This is a genomic window from Microbacterium sp. K41, from assembly GCF_004794395.1.
GTDB lineage: Bacteria > Actinomycetota > Actinomycetes > Actinomycetales > Microbacteriaceae > Microbacterium > Microbacterium sufflavum.
The window spans coordinates 1-15,704 of record NZ_SSDO01000045.1 but is presented as its reverse complement, the minus strand read 5'-3'; the positions used below and the strand labels follow the sequence as shown (position 1 = coordinate 15,704).

At 67.5% G+C, this 15,704-nt stretch carries 18 protein-coding genes; 11 read left to right on the top strand and 7 right to left on the bottom strand.

Features of this window, described 5'->3' with window-relative positions; translation table 11 throughout:
* Both DW309_RS00685 and DW309_RS00680 read left to right on the top strand, forming a co-directional pair.
* Positions 1 to 544 (top strand): thiamine pyrophosphate-binding protein (locus tag DW309_RS00685; protein WP_342590356.1); only part of this gene is annotated, 544 nt, incomplete at its 5' end.
* A gap of 16 nt (positions 545 to 560) precedes the next feature.
* Positions 561 to 1,403, top strand: a complete 843-nt coding sequence (locus tag DW309_RS00680; protein ID WP_136044238.1) for a polyphosphate kinase 2 family protein — start codon at positions 561 to 563, stop codon at positions 1,401 to 1,403.
* A gap of 15 nt (positions 1,404 to 1,418) precedes the next feature.
* On the opposite strand, the gene DW309_RS00675 is transcribed toward DW309_RS00680, so the two are convergent.
* The gene (locus tag DW309_RS00675) at positions 1,419 to 2,672 is read right to left on the bottom strand and encodes an isochorismate synthase (RefSeq protein ID WP_136044237.1); all 1,254 of its coding nucleotides are present in this window, start codon (positions 2,670 to 2,672) and stop codon (positions 1,419 to 1,421) included.
* 54 nt (positions 2,673 to 2,726) lie between these two features.
* Between DW309_RS00675 and DW309_RS00670 the strand changes: the two genes are divergently transcribed.
* From DW309_RS00670 to DW309_RS00645, 6 genes are read left to right on the top strand one after another with little or no spacing between them, the layout of a single operon-like run.
* Positions 2,727 to 3,290: a DUF402 domain-containing protein gene (locus DW309_RS00670; protein ID WP_136044236.1), complete on the top strand. Its 564-nt coding sequence runs from the start codon at positions 2,727 to 2,729 to the stop codon at positions 3,288 to 3,290.
* Positions 3,287 to 4,006 carry a class I SAM-dependent methyltransferase gene (locus tag DW309_RS00665; RefSeq protein ID WP_136044235.1) on the top strand — a complete coding sequence of 240 codons (720 nt, stop codon included), beginning with the start codon at positions 3,287 to 3,289 and terminating at the stop codon, positions 4,004 to 4,006. Before DW309_RS00670 ends, DW309_RS00665 begins: the two co-directional genes overlap by 4 nt.
* Positions 4,007 to 4,049: 43 nt before the next feature.
* Positions 4,050 to 5,111 carry a polyprenyl synthetase family protein gene (locus DW309_RS00660; RefSeq protein ID WP_136028851.1) on the top strand — a complete coding sequence of 354 codons (1,062 nt, stop codon included), beginning with the start codon at positions 4,050 to 4,052 and terminating at the stop codon, positions 5,109 to 5,111.
* A 56-nt stretch (positions 5,112 to 5,167) separates the two neighbouring features.
* Entirely contained in the window at positions 5,168 to 6,541 is a 1,374-nt protein-coding gene (locus DW309_RS00655) for an FAD-dependent oxidoreductase (protein WP_136028853.1), read from the top strand.
* Positions 6,542 to 6,601: 60 nt separating this feature from the next.
* Entirely contained in the window at positions 6,602 to 7,633 is a 1,032-nt protein-coding gene (locus tag DW309_RS00650) for a hypothetical protein (RefSeq protein WP_136044234.1), read from the top strand.
* A 37-nt stretch (positions 7,634 to 7,670) separates the two neighbouring features.
* Positions 7,671 to 8,681, top strand: a complete 1,011-nt coding sequence (locus DW309_RS00645; RefSeq protein WP_136028857.1) for an alpha/beta hydrolase — start codon at positions 7,671 to 7,673, stop codon at positions 8,679 to 8,681.
* On the opposite strand, the gene DW309_RS00640 is transcribed toward DW309_RS00645, so the two are convergent.
* The 3 genes from DW309_RS00640 to DW309_RS00630 all read right to left on the bottom strand — a co-directional run bounded on the left by DW309_RS00640 (position 8,672) and on the right by DW309_RS00630 (position 11,407).
* A complete protein-coding gene (locus DW309_RS00640; RefSeq protein ID WP_136044233.1) occupies positions 8,672 to 9,304 on the bottom strand; it encodes a GntR family transcriptional regulator in 633 nt (210 codons plus the stop codon). The genes DW309_RS00645 and DW309_RS00640 overlap by 10 nt on opposite strands.
* Before the next feature lie 563 nt (positions 9,305 to 9,867).
* Positions 9,868 to 10,191: a helix-turn-helix domain-containing protein gene (locus tag DW309_RS00635; protein ID WP_136044232.1), complete on the bottom strand. Its 324-nt coding sequence runs from the start codon at positions 10,189 to 10,191 to the stop codon at positions 9,868 to 9,870.
* A 43-nt stretch (positions 10,192 to 10,234) separates the two neighbouring features.
* Entirely contained in the window at positions 10,235 to 11,407 is a 1,173-nt protein-coding gene (locus tag DW309_RS00630; RefSeq protein ID WP_136044231.1) for a tyrosine-type recombinase/integrase, read from the bottom strand.
* Between the two features lie 55 nt (positions 11,408 to 11,462).
* Here DW309_RS00630 and DW309_RS00625 point away from each other — a divergent pair, with 55 nt between their 5' ends.
* The gene (locus tag DW309_RS00625; protein WP_136044230.1) at positions 11,463 to 11,666 is read left to right on the top strand and encodes a hypothetical protein; all 204 of its coding nucleotides are present in this window, start codon (positions 11,463 to 11,465) and stop codon (positions 11,664 to 11,666) included.
* 173 nt (positions 11,667 to 11,839) lie between these two features.
* The gene (locus DW309_RS00620; RefSeq protein ID WP_136044229.1) at positions 11,840 to 12,535 is read left to right on the top strand and encodes an iron-containing alcohol dehydrogenase family protein; all 696 of its coding nucleotides are present in this window, start codon (positions 11,840 to 11,842) and stop codon (positions 12,533 to 12,535) included.
* A gap of 8 nt (positions 12,536 to 12,543) precedes the next feature.
* Here the strand turns inward: DW309_RS00620 and DW309_RS00615 are convergent, their stop codons facing one another.
* Entirely contained in the window at positions 12,544 to 12,768 is a 225-nt protein-coding gene (locus DW309_RS00615; protein WP_240753073.1) for a hypothetical protein, read from the bottom strand.
* A 555-nt stretch (positions 12,769 to 13,323) separates the two neighbouring features.
* On the opposite strand from DW309_RS00615, the gene DW309_RS00610 reads away from it, so the two are divergent.
* Positions 13,324 to 13,581 (top strand): hypothetical protein, encoded by a 258-nt coding sequence (locus DW309_RS00610; protein WP_136044227.1) that lies wholly within the window; start codon positions 13,324 to 13,326, stop codon positions 13,579 to 13,581.
* A gap of 162 nt (positions 13,582 to 13,743) precedes the next feature.
* On the opposite strand, the gene DW309_RS00605 is transcribed toward DW309_RS00610, so the two are convergent.
* Positions 13,744 to 14,841 (bottom strand): fatty acid desaturase family protein, encoded by a 1,098-nt coding sequence (locus DW309_RS00605; protein ID WP_136044226.1) that lies wholly within the window; start codon positions 14,839 to 14,841, stop codon positions 13,744 to 13,746.
* 22 nt (positions 14,842 to 14,863) lie between these two features.
* Positions 14,864 to 15,370: a hypothetical protein gene (locus DW309_RS00600; RefSeq protein WP_136044225.1), complete on the bottom strand. Its 507-nt coding sequence runs from the start codon at positions 15,368 to 15,370 to the stop codon at positions 14,864 to 14,866.
* Positions 15,371 to 15,704: the final 334 nt, after the last annotated feature.

Below are 15,704 nucleotides of genomic sequence, written 5' to 3'. Positions count from 1 at the left end.
GCTCGACCGCGAGCGGCTGGTCGACGCGGTGTGGCGGGCCACGTGGCCGCACGACCGCCTCGTGTTCGGGTCGTCCCGGCTCGTGCGCGTGGCCGACGAGGTCCTGGCGGGCAAGAAGGTCCCGGTGCACGCCAACCGCGGGCTCGCGGGCATCGACGGCACGATCGCCACCGCCACCGGTATCGCGGTCGCGAGTCAGGCCGCCGGCGCCCCCGGGATCACGCGCGTGCTGCTGGGTGATCTTGCGTTCCTGCACGACGTCGGGGCGCTGCTGTTGCCGCCCGGAGAGCAGGAGCCGCGGCTGCAGGTGATCGTCGGCAACGACGGCGGCGGCACGATCTTCGACGGGCTCGAGGTGGCGTCGTCGGCGCCGTCCGCGCATCTCGACCGGGTCTTCTACACCCCGCATGGCGTGCGCCTGGAGCATCTCGCGCTGGCGTACGGGTGGGAGTATCAGCGCGTCACGACCCGGACGGCACTGGATCAGGCCCTCACGTCCCCGCACGGCGGACGTCAGATCATCGAGGTGCCGCTGGCGCGGTGACTGGCAGGATGTGCGTATGAACGCGCACACCTGGACTCAGAACCTGCGGGTGGGGCCCGGCTTCCGCCTCGCCGATGTCGATCCGGACGCCACGCCGGGGTACGACCACGGCAAGTCGCGCGGGAGGGAGGACCTCGCCGCCGGGCTGGAGCGGTTGAACGACCTGCAGGAGCGTCTGTTCGCGCAGAGTCGGGTCGGCACGGCGCAGGACGCGGTGCTTCTGGTGCTGCAGGCGATGGACTCGGCGGGCAAGGGCGGCATCGTCCGGCACGTGGTCGGCGGTGTGGATCCGCAGGGCGTCGCGCTCGCCGCGTTCAAGGCCCCGACCGAGGAGGAGCGGCGGCACGACTTCCTGTGGCGCGTCGAGAAGCGCCTCCCGGAGCCCGGCTTCATTGGGGTGTTCGACCGTTCGCACTACGAGGACGTGCTGATCGGGCGGGTGCGGCAGCTCGCCGATGCCGCGGAGATCGAGCGCCGCTACGACGCGATCACCGCGTTCGAGGAGCGGATCGCAGCCTCCGGCGTCCGCATCGTCAAGGTGATGCTGCACATCTCGCCCGAGGAGCAGAAGGCGCGACTCATGGAGCGGCTGGAGCGTCCGGACAAGCACTGGAAGTACAACCCGGGCGACGTGGATGAGCGGATGCTGTGGCCGCAGTACATGCAGGCCTACCAGACGGTGTTCGACCGCACCTCGACCGACGCGGCACCGTGGTACGTGGTGCCGGCGAACGCCAAGTGGTACGCGCGGCTCGCGGTGCAGGAGCTGCTGCTCGCGGCGCTGCAGGACATCGACCCGCAGTGGCCCGTCGCCGACTTCGACGTGGAGGCGGAGAAGAGGCGGCTGGCCGCGAGCTGACCGGGGCTGTGGTCGTCAGGCCAGGGCGTCGACCAGGGGGCGGAACTTCACGCGGGTCTCCAGCAGTTCGCTCTCGGGATCCGATCCCGCCACGATCCCGGCGCCGGCGTAGGCGGTCACCGCGATCGCGCCTCCGGTCGCCGTGAACTGCGCGCACCGGAGCGCGATGGCCCACTCGCCGTTGCCGTCCGCGTCGACCCAGCCGACCGGTCCGGCGTAGCGCCCGCGGTCGAAGGGTTCCAGGTCGCGGATGGCGGAGACCGCCGCGGCCGTGGGCGTTCCGGCGACCGCCGCGGTCGGATGCAGCGCGCGCACGAGGTCGAGGGCCGATCTCCCCTCCTCGAGCTCGCCCTCCACATCGGTCGCGAGGTGGAACAGGTTCGGCAGCTTCAGGAGGAACGGCTGCTCGCTCGCGGCCAGCGCCCTGGTGTGCGGGCGGAGCTCCGTGAGCACGCTCTGCACCGCGTACTGGTGCTCGTCGAGGTCTTTGATGCTGGAGGCCAGGTGCGTCGACGCGGCCGTGTCGGCGTCGGCGTCGGCACCGCGGCCGATGGTGCCGGCGAGCACGCGCGCGGTGACGGTGCGGTCCTGCACGGTCACGAGGGTCTCCGGGCTCGCGCCGATGAGCCCGTCCACCGCGAACGCCCAGGTGTCGGGGTAGCCGGTCGCGAGGGCTCGCACGAGGCGCCGCAGATCGGACCCGGCGGGGACGGTGCCGCGCAGGTCGCGCGCGAGCACGACCTTGCTGAGCTCCCCGTCGGCGATGCGCTCGAGCGCGGCGCGGACCGCGTCCTGGTAGCCCTGGGGGCTCTGTGCGCCGGGGCCGACCGTACCGGCCCAGTGCGGACCGTACGGGCGGGTCTCGAGCGCTGTGGGTCGCGCGGTGTCCTCGGCCAGGCGGATCCGCGTCTCCCAGAACCGGTCGCCGTGGCGGCCGAGCACGCGGGAGGGGATCGTGAGCACGCTGTCGGCGGTGGACGACGGATCGAACGTGAAGGCGCCGAACGCCACGAGCCCGGTGCCCGGCAGCCCCAGGGGGTCGGTCACGTCGGCCTGGGCGGACAGCCCCCGCCAGAACGTCGCGAGGGCTTCGAGACGCGTCTGCCCCGGTTCGGCGGTCGGACGGATCTCGGCGAACGGCTCGCCGACCGCGACGATCCCGTCTCCACGGCGGAGCCAGGCGAGGGGGCGTGCGGGGTCGGCGTAGGCGAGGAGGTCTTCGACCGGGTCGATCTGTCGGGTCTCCACGACCAGGTGGGTGTGATGCACGTGTCCAGCCTAGGCCGCGGCGCCGGCGGCGATCCCGCGTCGTAGGGTGGGCGGATGAGCGACGCGCGCCCCGCACCCGGCACCGAGATGGTCTTCCAGTGGCGCAAGTGGGACGGGTCGCCGCACTGGCGGCACGAGTGCGTCTACCTGGGTGCCGATCACTGGGGCGACTGGGTCGGTCAGCCCGCCGGCTGGCACAGCGCCCGCCCGGGGGCGGAGTTCCACGCCGCGACGCCCAATGTGACGCTGGTCCCGCCGAGTCGCGACTTCGCCCTGACCGTGAACCGGCAGCACCCGCGCGGCCTGCGCATCTACATCGACCTGGGGTGGGAGGTGCAGTGGTCGGACGACCCGCTGCGTGCCGTCGGGATCGACATGGACCTCGACGTCGTGTGCGTGGAGGGGGAGCGCGGCACCTGGGTCGACGACCGCGACGAGTGGGCCGAGCACAGCGTCGTGTACGGGTATCCGGCCGACGTCATGACCCACCTGGAGGCGCTCGCGCTCGACCTGGAGGGGCGGGTGCGGGTGAGGGTCGCGCCGTTCGACGATGCCACCGCCGACGTCTGGCTCGACCGGCTGGAGGCGCTCGATCTCGCGCCTAGACTGAACGCGTGACCTCGAACGACAAGAACCGCGCCGACCTCGGCAAGGACCCCGCCCGCGTGAGCGGCATGTTCGACCAGGTCGCGGCGGGCTACGACCGCACGAACACGGCCATGACCTTCGGCAACGACGCCCTGTGGCGCGCCGCCACCACCCGGGCCGTGGCGCCGAAGCCGGGGGAGCGCATCCTCGACCTCGGGGCGGGCACGGCGTCGTCCTCGGCGTCCCTGGCCCGCAGCGGCGCGCAGGTCGTCGCGGCCGACTTCTCGCCGGGCATGCTCGCGGAGGGCCGACGTCGGCACGGAGCGATGCGCAACCTGTCCTTCGTGCAGGCCGATGCCACCGCCCTCCCGTTCGAGGACGGGGAGTTCGACGCGGTCACCATGTCGTACGCGCTGCGCAACGTGAACGACCCGAAGAAGGCCCTGCGCGAGCTCTACCGCGTGACCAATCCCGGCGGACGCCTGGTGATCAACGAGTTCTCGACGCCGCCGGGCAAGCTGTTCCGCGGGGCGTACCGCTTCTACAACGCCCAGGTGCTCCCGCGGGTGGCCCGGGTGGCCGGGACGAACGGCGATGCGTACGACTATCTGAACGAGTCGATCCGCGAGTGGCCGGACCAGAAGCGGCTGTCCGCGTGGATCCGCGATGCCGGGTGGCAGGACGTCGCGTACCGCAACCTCTCGTTCGGCATCGTCGCCCTGCACCGCGCGCGCAAGCCCGCGTGAGCACGGCGCGAACCGCGGCATCCGACGCGGGTAGGCTGGGAGCGTGACTTCGAGCCCCCACCCCCCGGGTTCGCGACTGGCGAGCCGTCTCGGCTTCAGCGATCGCGTGTTCATCGGCCCCGCCGGACGCCGGGTGGCCCGCACGATCGAGGACGGGCTCGAGCTCGTGGAGACCGGGCTCGCCGATGACGTCCGCGTGGCCGATCCGCTGGCCGACGCCGCGAGCCGCTATCTGTACGAGGCCGGCGGCAAGCGCATCCGGCCCGTGCTCACGCTGCTCGCCGCGCAGCTGGGTGACGGCAACACCCCCGAGGTGATCGACGTCGCGAAGGCGCTGGAGATCACCCACCTCGGATCGCTGTATCACGACGACGTCATGGACGGCGCCGACCGCCGCCGCGGGGTGCCCGCTGCCCATGCGGTCTGGGGCAACAACATCGCCATCCTCACCGGCGACATCCTGTTCTCCCGGGCCAGCCAGCTCATGTCCCGGCTCGGCGAGCGGGCGATCCGTCTCCAGGCCGACACGTTCGAGCGCCTCGTCCTCGGACAGATGCACGAGACCCTCGGTCCGCAGCCCGATGACGACCCGATCGCGTTCTACATCCAGGTGCTGGCCGACAAGACCGGTTCGCTCATCGCCGCGGCGACGCAGGGGGGCGTGATCTTCTCGAACGCGCCGACCGAGTACGAGGAGCCGCTGCGGGTGTACGGCGAGAAGATCGGCGTCGCGTTCCAGCTGCTCGACGACGTGATCGACCTGTCGGCCAAGCCCGAGGAGACCGGCAAGGTGCCGGGCACCGACCTGCGCGCCGGCGTGCCGACCATGCCCTACCTGCTGCTCAAGGCGCAGAAGGATGCGACGGCCGAAGACCTGGCGGCCCGCATCGACGACGGCGTCGCGCTCATCGCGGACGGCGCCGACCCCGCGATCCTCGACGGCCCCCTGGACGAGCTGCGCGACCACCCGGTCACGCAGAAGACCCTCGAGCTCGCGCATGCGTGGACCCAGGAGGCGATCGACGCCCTCCGGCCGTTGCCGCGCGGCACCGTGCGCGAGGCATTGACCCGATTCGCCGAGACCCTCGCCGAGCGCTCGAGCTGACGCGACCCGCGGCTTCGCGCCGCGTGACGGCGGCGACGGCATACGAAAGGACCTCCATGACCAAGCTCCGACTGGCCATCGTCGGCGCCGGCCCCGCCGGTATCTACGCCGCGGACATCCTGCTGAAGGCCGAGCGCAAGTTCGACGTCTCGATCGACCTGTTCGAGCAGCTGCCGGCCCCCTACGGGTTGGTGCGGTACGGGGTCGCCCCGGACCACCCGCGCATCAAGGGCATCATCACGGCCCTCCGCGATGTGCTCGACCGCGGCGACATCCGCCTGTTCGGCAACGTGCGCTTCGGCGAGGACATCACGCTGGACGACCTCAAGCGGCACTATCACGCGGTGATCTTCGCGACGGGCGCGATCCGCGACACCTCCCTCGACATCCCGGGCATCGATGCGGTCGGATCGTACGGCGCCGCCGACTACGTGAGCTGGTTCGACGGCCACCCCGACGTGCCGCGCGAGTGGCCTCTCGATGCGGAGTCGGTCGCGGTGCTCGGCAACGGCAACGTGGCGCTCGACGTGTCGCGCATGCTGGCCAAGCATGCGGAGGACCTGCTGGTGACCGAGGTCCCGGAGAACGTGTACGAGGGGCTGAAGGCGAGCGCTGTCACCGACGTGCACGTGTTCGGTCGCCGCGGTCCGGCCCAGGTCAAGTTCACCCCGTTGGAGCTGCGCGAGCTCGGGGAGCTGCGCGACGTCGACATGGTCGTGTACGACGAGGACTTCGACTACGACGAGGCGGCGCGCGACGCGATCGCCAGCAACAAGCAGGTCATGGTGATCGACCGCATCCTGCAGTCGTGGCGCAAGCGCGACTCCGTCAACAACGCGGGGGGAACGGCCTCGCGCCGCCTGCACCTGCACTTCTGGGCGAAGCCGGTCGAGGTGCGCAAAGACGACCAGGGCCGCGTCGCCGCCCTGGTTTACGAGCGCACGAAGCCCGACGGGCAGGGTGGCGCGATCGGCACGGGCGAGCTCCGTGAGGTCCCGGTGCAGGCGCTGTACCGCGCGATCGGCTACTTCGGCTCCCCGCTCCCCGGTGTTCCGTTCGACAAGAAGCACGGCGTGATCCCGAACCGCGAGGGTCAGGTGCTGGCGAAGGACTCCAACGAGCGCGTGCCCGGCGTCTATGCGACGGGATGGATCAAGCGCGGACCTGTCGGGCTCATCGGGCACACGAAGTCCGACGCCATGGAGACCGTGCGGCACGTCATCAACGACCAGGGCTCCTGGTGGCACCCGGAGGATCCGTCGGAGGAGGCCATCCCGGCGCTGCTGGCCGAGCGCGGCGTCGCGTGGACCGACCTCGACGGGTGGCACCGCCTCGACGAGCACGAGATCGCGTTGGGCGCCCCGCACGAGCGCGCCCGCGTGAAGGTCGTGCCGCGCGAGGAGATGGTGCGGGTGTCGCGGGGCGAGTGACCCGCCCGGATCGCCGCAGCGCGCCCGGGCCGGAGGAGCACTCCGCCCTAGGCTGAGGGCATGCGACACCGCCCCCTCCTGGCCCTCGCGGCCGTGACCGTGCTGCTGCTCTCCGGATGCGCGCCGGAGCCTGAGCCCACCGAGACGTCGACGCCGTCGGCCTCGGCATCGCCCACGCCGACGACGGATCCGATCGTCGCCCCGACGCCGGCGTTCGATGTGAGCTGCACCGACGTGGCCGCCGAGATGACCGCCGCCACCGGTGAACCGGCCGGCGAGGTCGCGGAGGTGCTGGGGGTGTGGTCGGCGCCGAGCTGGTATCCGGGACCCGCACAGCACATGTTCCAGCGGGCGGGCGGCATCGCGTGCTCGTCCGGTACGAGCGAGCGCAACTGGGAGGTCTCGGTCGCACCGGGCGCGACAGCCCTGATCGAGGGCGCGGAGTCGCGCGGTGGCTACGCGGGTGAGGAGGCGCGCTGCGAGGTCGGCGGGTACTGCTTCTTCCAGGTCGTGGAGGGCGAGGTGCTGGTGTCCGGGGCGGTCGTCGATCCGGCGCTCGGCCCGGACGATGCGCCGGCGATCAAGGAGGGACTGCGTCGCATCGGCGCGGCCGCCGCGGCGTCGCTGCGTGAGGTCGTGGTGCCGGAGAGCGCGATCGCGGGCGTGGAGTGCTCGCGGTTCCTCACCGACGTCGAGTTCGGTGAGCAGCTCGGCACCGAGGTGCACGTGATCGACGGCTTCGGCGGGTGGTCCATCCCGGCCGAGGTGTACCAGACGGTCAACGGTTCCCGCATCTGCTACTACGCTTCGGGCGACGACGAATACAGCGCGCAGGGCTACCTGATGCTGACGACACTGCCCGGAGGGGCGTGGGCGTTCGAGCAGATCGAGGGCGAGAAGCCGGTGGAGGTCGCGGGCGCGGATGCCGCGCTCACGGGTGTGGACGAGCAGGGCCGCACGGTGCTCGACGTCCGTATCGGGACGGATTGGCTGCGGCTGATCACCTTCCAGGGATCGGGCATCAGCGACCTCGCGCCGCTCGCGTCGACCATCGTGGAGAACTTCGGTGTCGGTCGCCCGGGCGGTCAGTAGCCCCGTGGGCTAGCCTGGCGGCGACGGGGGGAGACGCATGGCCGAGTGGATCCCGGATGTGCTGGGCGAGGAGTTCGAGCAGCTGACGCTCGACCTCGGCGTCGATGACCAGGGACCCGTGGTCGCCACACTGGTGCGTGCGCTGCCCGCGCCGTCCGGCTGGTGGGATCGGGCCAGGGGGCGTCGGCGCCCGCTCGAGGGCGTGGACGTGCTCTACATCCACGGCTGGTCGGACTACTTCTTCCAGAAGCGGCTGGCGCGCTTCTGGACGGCTCGCGGTGCGCGCTTCTTCGCGCTGGACCTGCGCAAGTACGGACGCAGTCTGCGCGAGGGCCAGACCCCGGGGTACATCAGCGATCTGGCGACCTATGACGAGGACATCGCCGCCGCACTGACGGCGATGGGCCGAGGTGAGGGGGGAGAGGAGTCCGCACGGCGGCTGGTCCTCCTCGGTCACTCGACCGGCGGGCTCACGTTGAGCCTGTGGGCGTCTCGGCACCCGCACACCGCGGACGCCCTCATCCTCAACAGCCCGTGGTTGGAGTTCCAGTTCGCCCCCGTCCGCGCGGCGATCGCGCCGATGGTCGAGTTCCAGGCGCGGATCCGGCCGCTGGACGCGGCGCCCCAGGTCGACCTCGGCTACTACACCAGGGCCCAGCAGGAGGTGGCCGACCCCGACGACCCGATGGACGTGAACCTCGCCTGGCGTCCGGTGCAGACCATGGCGGTGTACGCCGGCTGGTTGAACGCGATCCTGTCGGGCCATCGGACGGTGGCGGCAGGGCTGTCGATCGAGGCACCGGTGTGCGTGCTGCTGTCGGCGCGTTTCGTCCCGCCGACGCGATGGTCGGACGACCTCACGTCGGCGGATTCGGTGCTCGTGGTCGATGACATCGCCCGTGCAGCGCTCCGGCTGGGCTCGACGGTGACCGTCGAGCGCATCGACGGAGCGCTGCACGACGTGTTCCTGTCGCGACACGCGGCCCGTGAGGACGCGTATCGACGCCTGGACCGCTGGGTGGTCGGCTGGAGGGCCGCTCAGACGTAGTACATCGCACGGGCCAGGCGTTCCGCCTCGTCCCCGTTGCCCCGCGTGACGGCGATCTCGAAGTCGTCGTACACCTGTCGCATGCGCTCACGGTCTCCGCGAGGAACCACCCACGCGCGCAGGTTGCGGGCGAGGGCGACGTCGACGTCGGCGATCAGCATGCGGTGCTGGTGGTTGCCGCTGTGCTCCGCGAGATACGCGAACACGGCCCACCGCGCACTCGAGGTCGATGCCCCGTCGCGCAGCGTGCGGCGCACCTCTTCCATCAGGCGGACGACCCGCTGGCGCTCCGCCGGGCTGAGCCGTGGCACGGCCATCCGGGCGGCGATGCCCGCCTGGTACCCGGCGAACTCGAGCGACTGCGTCACGACGGCCGCCGTCACCGCGGTCACCTCGGTGTACCGACTCGGGTACATCGTCACGAGCCCGAGTCTCTCGAGTCGCTGCAGCGCCTCTCGGACCGGGGTCCGGGAGACGTGGAGCTCATCGGCCACGTCGACGTCGCGGATGCGCTCGCCCTCCCCCAGTTCGCCCTCGACGATGAGTCTTCCGATGTGGTGGAAGACCTCGTCGGCGAGGAGTTGCTTGCTTTCTCCGATGGTCTTCGTCTCGACGTGCCCCATGGACCAGCCCCCAGTTTCACTTCTTGTCACGGTTCCGCGGCCCCCCGTGTGGCGGTGGGGCCGGGGACTCCGTGCCGATCTTTCTCACCTGCGGATCCGATGTTCGTGGGGGCGGGCAGCGGGCCGGTGAGCTGTTCATTCTTCCTTCACCGTGGTGCGGGCACTTCGGATCCGGTGACGCGAGCCCGCGGTGCCTGCACCCTCGTCCCCACGAGAGCGCCTGCGAATCCCGGGCACCTCGTTCCGCGCGGGCGGCGTGCAACGAGGGCGTCCATGGCTCCGACGGATCGGGGCCGCTTCCAGTCTTGGTCAAGCACACCGATATCTCGATATGCGTTGACCGGGGAAAGTCGGAGCGCACGCGAAAGGGGACCCGGCGACGCCGGATCCCCTCTGTGCCGCGCGACCTAGCGGTAGTTGACGAACAGCCGTGGGCTGATTGTGGAGGGTTGGTGGATGTTGAGTCCGTTGACTTATCGGGGCAACGGGCATCGACGGTTGTTGTTCGATGTTGGCGAGTAAGGCACAGTTTGCGGACTAAGTGCGGACTGGGCGCACACCCCTCACAGCCGCTGAGGTCGTCTGGAGGAGCCTGGGGGCTGAGCCCATGCCTCCACACGCCCTGCTGATAGCGGCGCCACTTCTGACAGGCGACCGCCCCCGAAGGATTCCGGGAGGGCGGCGGAAAGCATGATGTCCTGTGCGGTGATCCCGATGAACGACGCGACCTGCTCTAGCTCTGCTGTCGTGAACGGGTATGCGCCGGAAATGCGCCCGTAGATCGTCGGTCTGCTCAGGCCCAGCACGTCGGCGAGATCAGCAGGCTTCTTCTTCGCTCGAGCTAGCTCTGCTCTAACTGCGCCCGCCACCAGATCACTGAAGTCCATGGCCTGCACGATACTGCCGAGTTGCGTCAGTATGTGCGGACGTTCAAGCGAGGAGATCTTCGACGCCAATCATTGCCCGGGAGAGGCGGTCAAGGTGCGCGGGGCTCTTATAGGAGCGTGTCGTGGCGCGTGTTGAGTGTCCGACGAGTTCGACGATCAACTCCTCGGGTACGTCCGCGGCATAGAGAAGATCGACCGCGGCATGTCTCAGATCGTGCAGCCTGACGCGCCGGTCTTCTCCGAGTAGCTCCCGTTGTATGGTCCGCCAAAGCCGCGTCTCCATGTTCGGGTCGATGGGCCTGCCTTTGCGGGTGAAGACGAGCCCCCAGGGGTTGGTCTCCATGGTGGACAGGTGGTGTTCCATCATGCCCCGTAGCGGGTTGATGAGCGGCACGGTGCGCCAGCCCGCTCTTGATTTGGGTCTGGTTAGGAAGAACCCGCCGTAGAGGTGCCGGTAGTCGAAGTCGGGTGGGGCGATCGGTAGCCCGTTCTCGCCGCGTCTCAAGGTCTGCATCTGCCAACTGATGTCGAGGTGCGCACCGACGCGACCCACCTCGAGTCCGACGACCTCCCCGCGGCGCGCACCTGTCAGGATGTACGTCATCCATTTGAGCCCGTCTGGGCGCGTCTTCAGTGCTTCGAGAAGGTACCGGAGTTCTTGTGTAGTGGGAACGTCGAGCTTCGGTCGAGCTGGTCGAGGCTGTTCGACTAGGCGAACGGGGTTGCGTTCGATCTCTTCTTCGCGCACGGCCACGTCGAAGGCGCGCGCGGCGACCACATGCGCGTTGCGAACCGTGGTTGGGGAGCACTCGTCCCGCATCCAACGATGCATGCGGCGAACGTCGGCGGCTCTGACGGCTGCGAGCGGCGTGCCTGCGCCGAGTGCCGGGATGATCCTCGTCTTGGCGATGGACCGGTATCCGTCGGCAGTCTTGGGTCGGAGGTGCGGGTAGACGCACTCGGCGAGCCAGTATTCGAACCACTCGCCAACTGTTGTGCCGCTATCCGATGGATACGATTCCAACGAGGGCAGGTCAGTCCCGCCACGCGCCTGCTCGAATGCCCGCAGATGAGCAAGGACGACTTCGCGCTTCTTGGAACGGTAGCTCTTCCGCCTACGTTTGCCGTCCACACTTGGAAGCGGGAGCACAACCGTCCAGTACCCCCTCTGGTCTCGGAAGATCGTCCCAGTTCCCTGCCCTCGCCGCTTCGACATGCAAGGACACTACGAGCGGCGATGACTTCGCGCTAGCGTGTGGTTGGAGGCGACGATGAAGACCTACGCAGTCACTGCGGAGCGCAACGGTAACTTCTGGTTCATCCGCATACCCGAACTGGACGGTGTGACACAGGCTCGCACCGGTGAAGAGATCCCGGTGATGGCGCGCGACTACATAGCCGTGACGCTGGATGTCCCCGTCGATTCCTTCGACCTCACCGTCACCCTGCTCGCGCAAGACGGGGATCGGAACTAAACCAAGTACCTCCGATCCCGGACTTCCAGCAGTCCTGGGTCAGGCTGACGACCTCAGTCGGGTTGGCGAAGTTACGACAAAGTTTGCTACCCTAAAGAGGTAACGCCCCGGGACTATTCAGCGATGCTGGACTCCCGGGGCGAATGCGTTTGCCCAGCCAGCGCGCGTCCGCCATGCTCATCTACATGGATCCAGCTACTGTTGCCGCGCTTCCCTCTTCCTTGAGCGCCAAACGGTTCGAGAGGTACCAGAAAACCTGGCCTTCACGTGATGACGTCGCGATCCGGCACTACGTCTGGAACATCGAACTATCGTCGACGTACTGGGGCCCAATCTGCATCCTCGAGGTGGCGCTACGCAACGCGGTGCATGACGCTATGCGCGCCGGTCGAAGAGACGACTGGTGGAACGAGACCCAGCTTGCGGAATACGAAGCGGGATCGCTCAAGCGGACGATCGACAAAATCTTCTACAAGACTGGCACTGAACCAGGCGCCGACGACGTTGTAGCCGCGACATCGTTCGGCTTCTGGGTAGGCATGCTCAGTGGCGGCGTGCCGCGACACCCGGTGTACAACTACGAGACAAAGTTCTGGCAGTCGAGACTTCATCGAGCGTTCCCGGGGATAACGATCAACGATCGAAAGTGGCTCCACGGCGAACTGGTCCATATCCAGACGTTCAGAAATCGCGTCGCACACCATGAGCCCATCTCGCACTTCAAGCACGACGTAATGATGAGCCGAATCACTGGCGTCCTCGGGGCGATCAGCCCGGGGCTCTCCGACTATGTAACCGAGGCCGAGAGAGTTACTGCTGCGGTTGGGCGGAAGCGGGCTGCCCTCAGCTCCGGCGATTGCCTACTGTAGTTCTCGATTCAGTCGTAGCAGCGGTGGACGTGCCACCCGTCCTCGCCCTTGTACACGTCGAAGATGTACGAGTCTCCGGTGTCGTTGGTGCCCTGGAATCGCCACCCGTACAGGCCGTGGTGGTGTTCGCCCGGCTCAACACTCCAGGTCGAGTGTCTGAGGCGTGTGGGGGTGTCTGTGACGCGCCACCGTTGCCCCGCGTAGACCATGCGTGCCGGGGTGTCGTTGGTCATCCATATGGTTGCGGTGTGTTCGATCGTTGCGGTGCCCATGGGTTAAGACGATAGAACGGATGTTCGAATCTTGGTAGCCTCGAACCTGCACCACAAAGCAGGGAGGGCATCGTCAGATCACGCCAGCGCATCCTCATCGATCATTCCGCCTCGACTGCCGCGCGAGCAGCGGCTTCCTCGGGACTCAGCCCATCGTCGAAAGCTCCGAGGTAGTCCCAGCGTACGAGGCGGTCGGATCGGAGTCCGGTCAGTTTGTGCAGCTCGTCGTCGGTTGCCGCCATCCATTCCCGCCATCGGCTCCGCTCACTCATGCTGGGAATTTACCGCGTTCCGGTGCTCGGGTGGAGGACCCGGCGGCTGCCACGGACTTCGGCAGCCGCCCATCTCTCCGGTCCCCTCGATGCGGCCGCCTGCGACTAGTCACCGAGGCCATCCACCGGGTGGGAGCAATACCGCGCACGATCGATCCCGGAGTGCAACCCCCGGTCGCACCTGTGACCACGCAGCTAGCGTTGAAGGGGCGGGCGGCCAGCGCGCACCAACATCGAGGTGATCATGACGCAGAGCACGACGATTACATTCGACGACGAGACCTACCCGCTTCCACCGGGTAGCGACGTGGTCGCTCTCATGGATCGCATCGAGGCCGCCGCCCACAGCGACACCGCCGCGTTCGTTACCTTCGCCACCGCAGGCAGCCTAGTCAGCGTACTCATCGGCGCCCACACCAGGGTCACGGTCTGCGTCGATCCGACCGCTCAAGCCGCAGCGATGGGAGTATTGCCCGACGACTGGGCGGACTGGAACCTGTAGTTCGATCCGCCCCACAGGAGAAGGGCTCTCGCGCGGCGGGCGAATCGCAACCGCGGGGCAAGAGCCCCTCAACCGGAGCCTTCACAAGGGTTCTCCCCAGAGTCCCGAGCTGCGCTCTGCTTGCAACACTACGCGCAATCGGATCAGCCCATAACCCACACCTCACGCGACGCGAACCGCTGAACCAATCGACGCTCTCGCCTCGACGAGCGGGCAAGCGAAGGCATCCCTTTCGCCCAACCCAACCCGGTTGATGTACGCGACGACGATGGCGTATGACCGAAACAGCCCTACCCGGGTGTAGGGCACGCCCTGCGCGAGACAGTAGCCCTCAATGAGGGGCGCCGCGCGGCGGAGATGAGGGCGGGGCATGGACGGGAAAAGATGGTGCTCAATCTGGTAATTCAGTCCCCCCATCGCAATATCGAGCAGCCTGCTGCCGCGAACGTTCCTACTCATCATCACCTGGCGACGAAGAAAGTCGAGCCTCAGATTGCGTGGCACGACCGGCATGCCCTTGTGATTCGGCGCGAATGAAACGCCCATGTAGAAGCCGAAGAGTCCCAGTTGAACGGCAAGGAAGGTGAACGCGATCCCCGGGGAAAGCACCAAGAAGACGACAACTAGATATCCAACGATACGGACGAAGAGGAACACGATCTCAACCCATCGGCGATCCAAATGCCCTCGAGCGAAAACCCGACGCACTCCAGACGCGTGAAGGGAAACTCCCTCCAGAAGAAGGATCGGGAAGAAGAGCCACCCTTGATGCGCGCGCAGCCACCGCAACGGCCCGCGCTGGTACTTCCCGGCACTCTCGTTAGTGACCGCGATGACCGGAAGCTCGATATCCGGGTCAGCTCCGAGCTTGTTCGGATTGCCATGATGCTTGGTGTGCTTGTGCTGCCACCATCCATAGCTCATGCCGACAAGCAAGTCACCGAGGATGAGGCTCACCCAGTCATTCCACCTGCCCGAGACGAATATCTGCCGGTGGGCCGCGTCATGACCGAGGAACGCGATCTGCGTAAATATGATGGCGAACCCCGCTGCCACGAACAGCTGCCACCACGTGTCTCCGATCAACACGAAGCCCGCGATTCCGGCAGCCACAATGATCGGCGCGGCAATCAACCTCATCCAGTAGTAGCCGTACCGTCGGCGGAGCAGCCCCGAGGCGCGCATCTGCTGCGCCAGCCCGGTGAACGAACTCTCCGCTCGAACATGCTCGACTCTTGCGTCCGCAGAAACATCGTCCATGATGGCCTCCTGCGATATGCCCCTAGCCTCGGGGCGAACCGCCCTCTTCTTCCCACTCGCCAATCGACGATCCCTCATCACCGGCAACGTCCCGCGGACGAGCGGCGAACACTACCGATTCAGCGAGAGACACGACGAGTGCAGCTCGATCGTGCTCGCGGACCGACGCGTCCTCGAGACGCAGTGCCGAAACGAATCGCTCGGCCACAAGCCGTCGAGTGATTTCTATCAACTGTCCTGCAATCACGGCAGCTAGGCCGTCACGCAACTCGACCAGGTTCGTGTTCGAAATCTCCAGTCGGCGATCGGAGACCTTCAGCTCAACAGTCGGGTATCCCTCCGAAGAGAGAAAGTCACGCATCGCCGCCCCGTGAATCGCGGCAACTTCGTCGCGATCGGCCTTGCGTGTGAAAACCGCTTCCACGGTGTACCGGTCCGGAGCGTCGTCCGTCATCAGAGTCGACGGCAGAGAACTGATCATGACAGCCTTGAGGCCCAGTGGTTCCACGTTCTTCAGTTGTGCATTCATTTTCTGACAGTACGCCGCCAAGCTGTATGAACTCACAGCTTCCACGCGCCGACCGGCGAGGGCACGAATTTGCTTACGAGGCTCTCATCGATCCAGCCCTGACCCATGCAGCAATCGTCACCGCGTGTGTGTTCAAACTGCGAGGCAACTCACCGGAGTAGGCATATCTATCCCGAGTCGATGCGCGTAGCGTGAGCGACATGTGGACAGTCCTCGTTATCTTGCTCGTCGTGTGGGCCGTCTTGGCGGTTGTCGGCTTCGCCATCAAGGGGCTCCTTTGGCTAGCCATCATCGGAATCATCCTGTTCCTCGGGACGCTCATCTTCGGCTTCGT

Bases quoted from the DNA above. Each gene is read 5' to 3' on its own strand.
- DW309_RS00600 (WP_136044225.1), bottom strand. From the start codon at position 15,370: ATGAATGCACAACTGAAGAACGTGGAACCACTGGGCCTCAAGGCTGTC.
- DW309_RS00680 (WP_136044238.1), top strand. From the start codon at position 561: ATGAACGCGCACACCTGGACTCAGAACCTGCGGGTGGGGCCCGGCTTC.
- DW309_RS00620 (WP_136044229.1), top strand. From the start codon at position 11,840: ATGCTCATCTACATGGATCCAGCTACTGTTGCCGCGCTTCCCTCTTCC.
- DW309_RS00625 (WP_136044230.1), top strand. From the start codon at position 11,463: ATGAAGACCTACGCAGTCACTGCGGAGCGCAACGGTAACTTCTGGTTC.
- DW309_RS00630 (WP_136044231.1), bottom strand. From the start codon at position 11,407: ATGTCGAAGCGGCGAGGGCAGGGAACTGGGACGATCTTCCGAGACCAG.
- DW309_RS00615 (WP_240753073.1), bottom strand. From the start codon at position 12,768: ATGACCAACGACACCCCGGCACGCATGGTCTACGCGGGGCAACGGTGG.
- DW309_RS00645 (WP_136028857.1), top strand. From the start codon at position 7,671: ATGGCCGAGTGGATCCCGGATGTGCTGGGCGAGGAGTTCGAGCAGCTG.
- DW309_RS00650 (WP_136044234.1), top strand. From the start codon at position 6,602: ATGCGACACCGCCCCCTCCTGGCCCTCGCGGCCGTGACCGTGCTGCTG.
- DW309_RS00635 (WP_136044232.1), bottom strand. From the start codon at position 10,191: ATGGACTTCAGTGATCTGGTGGCGGGCGCAGTTAGAGCAGAGCTAGCT.
- DW309_RS00610 (WP_136044227.1), top strand. From the start codon at position 13,324: ATGACGCAGAGCACGACGATTACATTCGACGACGAGACCTACCCGCTT.
- DW309_RS00655 (WP_136028853.1), top strand. From the start codon at position 5,168: ATGACCAAGCTCCGACTGGCCATCGTCGGCGCCGGCCCCGCCGGTATC.
- DW309_RS00670 (WP_136044236.1), top strand. From the start codon at position 2,727: ATGAGCGACGCGCGCCCCGCACCCGGCACCGAGATGGTCTTCCAGTGG.
- DW309_RS00605 (WP_136044226.1), bottom strand. From the start codon at position 14,841: ATGGACGATGTTTCTGCGGACGCAAGAGTCGAGCATGTTCGAGCGGAG.
- DW309_RS00640 (WP_136044233.1), bottom strand. From the start codon at position 9,304: ATGGGGCACGTCGAGACGAAGACCATCGGAGAAAGCAAGCAACTCCTC.